Annotated in this window: 5 protein-coding genes; all 5 read left to right on the top strand. The window is 34.2% G+C overall.

Annotated elements, in window-relative coordinates; translation table 11 throughout:
- The first annotated feature begins 403 nt into the window (after window positions 1-403).
- The 5 genes from AVL50_RS17640 (at window position 404) to AVL50_RS17620 (ending at window position 5209) form a co-directional block, all read left to right on the top strand.
- Window positions 404-1018: an RDD family protein gene (locus AVL50_RS17640; RefSeq protein WP_062617815.1), complete on the top strand. Its 615-nt coding sequence runs from the start codon at window positions 404-406 to the stop codon at window positions 1016-1018.
- A gap of 478 nt (window positions 1019-1496) precedes the next feature.
- Window positions 1497-2237, top strand: a complete 741-nt coding sequence (locus AVL50_RS17635) for a hypothetical protein (RefSeq protein ID WP_062617814.1) — start codon at window positions 1497-1499, stop codon at window positions 2235-2237.
- A 347-nt stretch (window positions 2238-2584) separates the two neighbouring features.
- A complete protein-coding gene (locus AVL50_RS17630; protein ID WP_062617813.1) occupies window positions 2585-3244 on the top strand; it encodes a hypothetical protein in 660 nt (219 codons plus the stop codon).
- Window positions 3245-3346: 102 nt separating this feature from the next.
- Entirely contained in the window at window positions 3347-3805 is a 459-nt protein-coding gene (locus AVL50_RS17625) for a DUF4240 domain-containing protein (RefSeq protein ID WP_062617812.1), read from the top strand.
- Window positions 3806-4267: 462 nt separating this feature from the next.
- Entirely contained in the window at window positions 4268-5209 is a 942-nt protein-coding gene (locus tag AVL50_RS17620; RefSeq protein ID WP_062617811.1) for an alpha/beta hydrolase, read from the top strand.
- The last annotated feature ends 229 nt before the right edge of the window (window positions 5210-5438 follow it).

The following is a 5438-nucleotide window of genomic DNA, read 5'->3' as shown; positions in this document are numbered from 1 at the left end:
ACGTGAACCTCTCAATTCATACGGCTCTTGTTATACAGAGTATACTACAAGAAGCTATGACCAATGACAAAATAAGATGGGGTACTCACGAGCTATTTTCCTGAGAAAGTGAGACGCTTTTAAGTGACAATTTGTTCTATCCGTTTTTGTTCATCAGTACCAATTTTTGCCGTTTGGCTTACTCCAGTGCATTCCTCACGGAAAACCACCTTGTCACGTGCTAATGCTTCGGGATCGTACTCCGTGCATAAGGGACTTGCACCCTCTAGAAGATTGAACTATATTTAGAAAAATATAGATCGTGCCCATTTGGGGCGCACACATCAGCTAATCTCCATCCACAAGGGGACGCACCCGCTGTTCGTAGTCTAGCCATTACATTAACGACAATTCCTTCAATGCGATGAAAATTCCAAAATGGTTACTTATTAACCCAATCACAAAATCCTACCTCAGTGCAGGTAACACATTTCCACTGAACATCTTGAGCAACAGGACAAAATCAATGATTACAGATTTATGGTATTCAATACTTGTTGCGGCCCCATTTATAATTCTGTGTTACATTCTATATGGCTTGGTAACATGGCAACTGAACGTTCAATTTGGAACAGCCTATCTAATTTTTGTTTCGATTATTTGGGTTTTCCTCATGTTCATTGTTTTGAACAAAGATTTTGTGAATTGTAGAAGTGCCGGCAAAAGGACTTACGGGTTCAAAATCATAAACTATAAAACGAAAGAACCTGCAACAGGATTGCAATGTATGTTGCGTAACATAACAGCTTACATTTGGCCTATTGAGGCATTACTAATTTTTATGAACCCTAAGAGAAGACTTGGCGACTTTATTGCAGGAACTCAAGTGATAGTAGAAGAACCAACAGAGATTGAGCAACTTTGGAACGAATTGAACTCTTCTGAAGGCATGAATTCAAAACTGATTATTGTAACTCTAGTTGTATCAATAGCATTAACAGCAATTTCACTTTCGCCAATACTCATAGCATGGGTATAAAAAGTCGCTAGTCGAGTAAGCTAGGGGAATCTCAACCCTAACTTCTCACAGAACCGTACGTGAACCTCTCAATTCATACGGCTCTTGTCATACAGAGTATACTACAAGAAGCTATAACTTAATGACCAATGATAAAGTACCCCCTCCTTCAGTCTTGAAGACATTGGACGGAAAGTGAAACAAAGAAAGTCATCAGTTCAACCGCAAACTGCATTTACTCAAGAATTGATTTTGAAAATTATTTTTTTGAAGCATTGGCCTAATCTTTTGAAGAAGTCTATTCTTGTTTTGTAATACATAAACATGTAAATTCAATTCATCTTTCAACAATCTAACAGCAAACTTATTTTTTTACAGGATGTTGAGAGTACTTTTTTACTAATGGATATTTACAATATGACGTATATCCGTTAAGTTTTGAGGGATAAACGCCATTGTGTTTATCCAATGTTAGCAACCAAAAATATAATTTTTTCTAATGAGCTCATTATTCAATAAATCTTTATTTTTAATATCAATTTTACTTTTGGTTTTAATTGGATTATATACCATAAGTAATAAATCTTCAGAAGAAAAAATGAGAAATCAACAATATGAATTAGAAGGAAGTGATAAAGAATACCAAAGAAGAATTCATTCATTATTAGATACAATAGTCGAGTTAAATTCATCCTTGGGGAAGGATGTTAGCAGTAATTTATTACCTCCTTTGTCCATTGATGAAATAATAAAAGAGTGTAGTTGGTATCCAGATAAGATACCATTGGAAGTAATCGCTCTTTATACATGGAGTGGAGGATCAAAATATCATGTTGAACATCCTCTTTGGTTCAGAGATAATATATTTTGTACTTTAGATAAGGCAAAAGAGGAATATGAAATTACAAATAAATATTATGCTCCTGCATCAGGTTTTAAGGAAGTTATAGATCTTCTAAAATTTTGTTTTCCTATAGGTTCTTTTGAAGGGTCTGTATATGTTATTCCAACTCAAGGACATTATTTTAAATCTTCTTGTAAGAAACCAATTATCTCAGTTTTTGAGGGTGTCGATTTTTTCTATGATAGCCTAGAGAGCATGATTCGAACTCAGATTGCTTTATTGAAATGGGAAATAGATCAACTATCAAACTCAAGCTTTAATATTGAGGATGTTGAAAAAGAAAGCGAAATTATAAAATCGATAAACAAGGATTTTCTTAGTGATTCAAACTTTTAAAAAAGTTGTTAATAATTAGGGCTTAGTTTGGTCTTCAGACCCAAAAATTAAGCCCCAGTTGAACAAAGGCTGTGGAAGTTTTCATGTACTCAGCTGTATGGAAATTAGGGAGGACTTTTTTTGAGAAATTTTTTATAGATCACTTCCCTTCTCATTTTTTCACCTAAAAACACAAGCATCAACTACGAAATTAAGATTAAAAAGCTTGGTTTTGATATGTACCTATTTTTTTCGTATTACGAAATTGAAGGTGGTATTGAATCAATTAAGATGTATAATCAAAAAATTGAAGGCTTTAGCTTGCGGAGATTTTATTGAACAATCTATATCTACAAAAACAAACAAACATGATGAAACTCTTTAACCGAAAAAAGATAAATATTAACTCCATTTCAATTCCTGATTTTGGTTGGACGTTAGTTGAAGACCAGAAAGGAATTAAACAATGGGTAAATCCAGAGCAAACTATTGCCTTGTCTTTAAACTTCTTTGATTTTGAACCTGATTTACCAACCATAAATCAAATCGATGAACTAAGAAGTTTTTATAGGAATCAAATAGTATCGTATAATGGGGGCTTAATTGAAGTAAATAATATTCAATTAAAGGAGTATAAAGCAGTAAAAACTATCTTTAAACTTCCACAAGAGCCTACTGGAATGACATACATAGCTTCGTTTACTATACCTTTTGAAAAATATAGCTATGTAGTAAAAATACAAGCTCCAGAGGTTGGTGTTACAGGAATGAGAGATAGTGTAATTGCCACAAAACTCATGAACGAAAATCAAATATCAATAGGAGAAAATGGCTATGAAGGTTGGTTCAAAGACCCATATGATTTAAGTTTTAATCAAGGGACTATGATGAATAAGTCGGAAGAAAAACAATATGATATAGAATTTCCTGAACATCCTTTAAGTCAAGCAAGAAAAATCTTAGATATAATTGCTTCAGAGATAAGTTTCAGTGCAGAATTAGAGAAAATCAAGAAATTTGAAAAGTAAATAATAGTTGTTGAGACTTCAGTCACTGATCGAAAAGCTCGCTGACTGAAGTTTAATCATCACACTATCAATAATAAAACATAATCTTAAAAGACTAAAATAATGACTGATAAATATTTTTGGGAATTAATATCAATGATTGATTGGGATCAAGAAGACGATGACGATCAATTGTTACCATTAGTGGAAGAATTATCAAGAAATCCCGAAAGTGAAATAATGGAATTTGATAATATCCTAGCAGAGAAACTTTATGAATTAGATGGTAAAGAATATGCAAAAAATATTGATCCCGAATTTGCTTATGGAAATCCAGAAGGATACTTCTCAATGGACCTTTTTCTGTATACAAGATGCTGTGTAGTAGCAAATGGAAAAGGTTTCTATGAAAATGTTCTCCAAAACCCTACAAAAATGCCGAAAGGATATGATTATGAACCTCTCTTAGAGGTTGGATTTAGTTCTTTTCATTTGAAAACTAAAAAATCATTCGATGAATACCTTGATAACAGACAAATGAGCGTGAGTTGGGAAACATATAGTAACAAAAGTAAATGGTAAAAAAAATTGATAGTAGCAATTTTTGCCAACTATAGAAGGACTTTATTATCACCTATTATCCTGTATATAAATATGATCGAACAAAGACAATTTCTAGCGATTGGTTCAACTGTGAGATAAACAAAATAACAATTGAAATAAAGAGGGAAAATGACTCATTTCAAACTATTGATTTTCCAAATTTTCCTAAAGGGCAGTGTGGAACAGTATATATAAGTAAAAGAATAAAATGAAACTTCTAGTACAGCTAAAACAGCAACTTCGTTAGAAGTTTTGAATCGGTCGATTGACAATGCACCAACATATTTTAATCCTCTATTTTTAGACAATAATGGCTACTATTTCACTCTCTATCCAAAATGTATAAGTCTACAACGAAAATGTTTAAGTGATTCAGCCTGTTCATCAATGATATTTGTATCAGATAATTAATGAAACAATCACATATTAAAGTTTGATACAATGAAAAATTTAAATGCAGGAATTAACGAAGTGACATTCAGATCTTTTGGAGTAGAATTAGCAGGAGATTTATATCTTCCTGAAGGATTCGATCCCAACAAAAAGTACAAAGCAATTGTTAGTGCTAGTCCATTTCCACAGGTGAAAGGGCAAGTAATGGCCACTTATGGACCAGAAATGGCAGCAAGAGGATTTGTATTTTTAGGTTTTGACTATCTAGGAATGGGAGATTCTCCAGCATTACCAGGAGAACATAAAAGAAGCCGATATATGTTCAGACTGATCGAAAACACTTGGGATGCTGTTTCGTATTTAGGTACGCTACCATTTGTAGAAGAGATTTACGGATTAGGTGTGTGTCAGGGTGGTTCTATCATCGCTTCGGCTGCAGTAACAGATCATAGAATTAAGAAAATTGCTACCGTTTCAGGAATGATGGCGGCAGATGGATTCCAGTGGTTGGGTAGAGAAGTAACAGACCCAATGATTGCGGCAGCAAATGCTTCTAGACAAAAACAATATGAGACAGGTGAAGGGGATTACCATGCTCCATTTGGATTAGATGATGAGATGTCAAAAGAAGCGTTCGTTTCGGCGGCAGCCTATCCTGCAATGGCAGAGGAAACGTATAGTTATTACGGAAAAGAGGGTGTAAAAGGTCCTGGAACTGTTAAAAACGCTTCAAACATTCATATCGCTGACCAAGCCATGCAGTCCATGATTTCTATTGGAGAAGCTTATGCCGATAAAATTGTACAACCTACTTTAGTCATCTATGGAACATCTGCCTCTACAGCTCCATGTTCTACACAATTCATTGATAAATTGACTAACAACCCAGAAGTAAAGGCTTTAGATGAATTTAGTCACGTGGACTTCTATTACAAACCGGATGCAGTGAAAGTGTCAACGGATGCTGTAGCGGAGTTTTTCAATAAATAATTTTGAGGGAAGAGGGAAGAATTATGGTTCGTAAAATGGTTTTTATGGTGGTTCAGTGGACGTTGCAATGCAACATCCCTACAACGGTATCCCTCATAAATGATATTCTACCAAAAATTGAAAGTAGACTGTAGGGACGTTGTACTACAACGTCCACTGAACCACAACACGAACCACTTTTTCACCTTCAAAATGCCAATTACTTTTGTCCTTGTACTTAATAATATGT

It is taken from the genome of Flammeovirga sp. SJP92 (genome assembly GCF_001583495.1).
In the GTDB taxonomy this organism is placed as follows: Bacteria; Bacteroidota; Bacteroidia; order Cytophagales; family Flammeovirgaceae; genus Flammeovirga.
This window is presented reverse-complemented; position numbering and strand designations above follow the sequence as displayed.

Bases quoted from the DNA above. Each gene is read 5' to 3' on its own strand.
- AVL50_RS17640 (WP_062617815.1), top strand. From the start codon at position 404: ATGAAAATTCCAAAATGGTTACTTATTAACCCAATCACAAAATCCTAC.
- AVL50_RS17635 (WP_062617814.1), top strand. From the start codon at position 1,497: ATGAGCTCATTATTCAATAAATCTTTATTTTTAATATCAATTTTACTT.
- AVL50_RS17630 (WP_062617813.1), top strand. From the start codon at position 2,585: ATGATGAAACTCTTTAACCGAAAAAAGATAAATATTAACTCCATTTCA.
- AVL50_RS17625 (WP_062617812.1), top strand. From the start codon at position 3,347: ATGACTGATAAATATTTTTGGGAATTAATATCAATGATTGATTGGGAT.
- AVL50_RS17620 (WP_062617811.1), top strand. From the start codon at position 4,268: ATGAAAAATTTAAATGCAGGAATTAACGAAGTGACATTCAGATCTTTT.